At 44.6% G+C, this 1,972-nt stretch carries 6 protein-coding genes; all 6 read right to left on the bottom strand.

What is annotated here, in order from left to right:
- Positions 1-123, bottom strand: a 123-nt coding sequence (gene tnpA, locus VZ94_RS33410; RefSeq protein WP_439097760.1) for an IS66 family insertion sequence element accessory protein TnpA, incomplete at its 3' end; no start/stop codon positions are given.
- 85 nt (positions 124-208) lie between these two features.
- A complete protein-coding gene (locus VZ94_RS21220; RefSeq protein ID WP_275575348.1) occupies positions 209-955 on the bottom strand; it encodes an NAD(P)/FAD-dependent oxidoreductase in 747 nt (248 codons plus the stop codon).
- On the bottom strand, positions 927-1,313 hold the full coding sequence (locus tag VZ94_RS31265) for an FAD-binding oxidoreductase/lyase (protein ID WP_275575347.1): 387 nt from the start codon (positions 1,311-1,313) through the stop codon (positions 927-929). Before VZ94_RS31265 ends, VZ94_RS21220 begins: the two co-directional genes overlap by 29 nt.
- Before the next feature lie 200 nt (positions 1,314-1,513).
- A complete protein-coding gene (locus tag VZ94_RS31260; RefSeq protein ID WP_275575349.1) occupies positions 1,514-1,588 on the bottom strand; it encodes a hypothetical protein in 75 nt (24 codons plus the stop codon).
- Positions 1,581-1,766: an SDR family oxidoreductase gene (locus VZ94_RS21215; RefSeq protein ID WP_275575346.1), complete on the bottom strand. Its 186-nt coding sequence runs from the start codon at positions 1,764-1,766 to the stop codon at positions 1,581-1,583. The genes VZ94_RS31260 and VZ94_RS21215 overlap by 8 nt, the downstream gene beginning before the upstream one ends.
- A gap of 24 nt (positions 1,767-1,790) precedes the next feature.
- Positions 1,791-1,972: hypothetical protein (locus VZ94_RS27440; RefSeq protein WP_045780776.1), on the bottom strand; the 182-nt coding region annotated here is incomplete at its 5' end.

The following is a 1,972-nucleotide window of genomic DNA, read 5'->3' as shown; positions in this document are numbered from 1 at the left end:
ATCGTGCAGCCGCGCGGCAAAGGTTTTGACATTAAGCCGATGCTGTCGGCAATACGCCGCTTGCGTCATTCCGCTGCTTTGCCAAGTGTTCAGGTGGTGTATCCAATGCGCGGTTAAGGTCATGCATTATCCTCTTCAAAAATTTTGAGAATAACGGTTCTGAACTTATTCGAACAGGTGGTTTGGTTGAGCGCTTACGTTGTTTTAATTATAATGAATTCTGAACTAAAGACTCGGTATGCCAATAGTGTGAAATGTCTTTGTCTATAAATCTTGAAATACCAAATTCTTCAATGCCTATGGCGTCATAGGTAATCTGCTGCTCTATTATCAAATCGGCAATCAGTTCGCCAAAGATTGGGGCATACTTTAATGCTTGTCCTGCACCCAAGCAGTGATATAAATTGCCGACTTGGGTATCAAGCCCTAAGATAAATTTGAGATCAGGGGTAATATCAAAAAAAGAATGATAGCCACCCGCATAAACGGGTTGACCCATTTTAGGGAAGCGATTAGTCACTTTACCAACATAATCCTCCAATTGTTGATGATGTACGTTGAAGCTTAAAGCGTCGTATATCACATTGGCGCCATCAGGATTCATTGTCGCCCGACTAAATGAACTGGCAATATCTTTACCCTGTCGTCGCCTAGGTTGATGCATGTGCAAAATGCTGCCACGCCATCGCCGAAAATACGCTTGATTGACAAAGTCAGCGATAATCGGCAGGGATTCTGGTATGTCGTTGACACTCACCAAAAAATTGGCCACATAAACCGGTTGCAAAGCCACAGGGATGGTTAAGCCAATCCCGGCAAACAATTCCGAGCTCCAGCCACCGGAGGCATTAACAACATGTTCCGTAAAAAATTTGCCTTGACTGGTGTATATAGCAGTGATGCCATGTTGGGTTTCGAGCTGAAAATCAGATACCTGACAATGCTCGAAAAACATCGATGTGATTTTTTTTGACCGCAGTCTGCATGGCATTCAGAATCTGCGGCGAATCTAATTGCAATACTTCCGGTTCGTAATAATAAATTTCATCAGGTCCTGTTCTTACCGCTTGCTGGCTTAACTCCAAAACATCTTTATGAGAAATCATCGTGAAGTCGATGCTTTCATTTTGCATGGCTTGTTCTAAGGCTATCCATGTTTTTGCGGCTTTTCCATCGTTATTTTCGGCAATCCAGATCGCTCCGGGTTGCTCAAAAGGAATTTCCACGCCCCATATCGGCTTGAGATATTTCCAGTGCTGGGTGGCCAGTTTTGCCATCCTCGCCGCCATTGGGGAAACATTAGCAGAGCGCACGATGGCGCTATGGCGAGAACTTAGTCCCGCACCTAATACTTTTTTTCTCCAAAATAGCCACTTTACCAGCCTTATTTCCTAGTTTACGCTGGATTGATAAGGCGCAGGCGACTCCCAAGCAACCTCCTCCTATCACAATCGTATGGTATTTATGATTCATGACTCATTCCTGTGCCTGAAATATTTAATGTACTGTCAGCCTAATGCCGAATCGACGAAATTCCGCCGTCGACATGTATGATTTGTCCTGTGATCCAACTGGCTTTATCAGACAACAAAAAAAAGAGCCATATTCGCTAGATCCTCTGCTTCTCCCACTCGTTTTAACGGATGACGCATGGCAGCAGCCTGTTTTTTGCTATCTTCCCTTAACAAGCGTTCGGCCAAAGGCGTGTTTGTTAAGGACGGCGCAATGGCATTGACTCTGATCTTAGGTGCCCATTCTGCAGCCAATGCCCGGGTTCAATACTGTTGACTTTAGCCAGTAGCACCCATTTTCTTAGCCCGCTTTTCTTTCCACTTATTAGGAACGCCTTTATTAACACGAGGTTTTGATGGCTTGGGCGTCTTCGGTCGGTAATAAACAACTCGTCGAATAGAATCAACTAACTCGAAGAAAAGAGTTAAGGCACGCCCGGAATTGATGACCAAGAACACGG

The organism is Methylocucumis oryzae, from assembly GCF_000963695.1.
Classification (GTDB): Bacteria; Pseudomonadota; Gammaproteobacteria; order Methylococcales; family Methylomonadaceae; genus Methylovulum; species Methylovulum oryzae.
This window is presented reverse-complemented; position numbering and strand designations above follow the sequence as displayed.

Bases quoted from the DNA above. Each gene is read 5' to 3' on its own strand.
- VZ94_RS21220 (WP_275575348.1), bottom strand. From the start codon at position 955: ATGTTTTTCGAGCATTGTCAGGTATCTGATTTTCAGCTCGAAACCCAA.